The sequence below is a fragment of the Methyloparacoccus murrellii genome, assembly GCF_054657115.1.
Genome location: NZ_BAAHXD010000131.1, coordinates 1 through 383 on the forward strand (window position 1 = coordinate 1; position 383 = coordinate 383).

Genomic DNA, 383 nt, shown 5'->3' on the forward strand with positions numbered 1-383 from the left:
TGTGGGTACGCTGGTATGAAGGCGTGTACGGCTGGTCCGCTGGCCTGGACTCCTTCGCACCGGAGTTCGAGACCTACTGGATGAACTTCCTGTACACCGAAATCGTACTGGAAGTGGTCACCGCCTCCATCCTGTGGGGCTACATCTGGAAGACCCGCGACCGCAACCTGGCCGCGGTCGAGCCGCGTGAAGAACTGCGTCGCAACATGACCCACCTGATCTGGCTGTTCGCCTATGCGAATGCCATCTACTGGGGTGCCTCGTACTTCACCGAGCAGGACGGCACCTGGCACCAGACGATCGTGCGCGACACCGACTTCACCCCGTCGCACATCATCGAGTTCTACCTGAGCTACCCGATCTACATCATCACCGGCTTTGGC

The 383-nt window shown here is 60.1% G+C and carries 1 protein-coding gene; it reads left to right on the forward strand.

Annotation, left to right across the window (positions count from 1 at the left end):
• Positions 1 to 383 (forward strand): methane monooxygenase/ammonia monooxygenase subunit C (locus ACYQ1H_RS15595; RefSeq protein WP_460028955.1); only part of this gene is annotated, 383 nt, incomplete at both ends.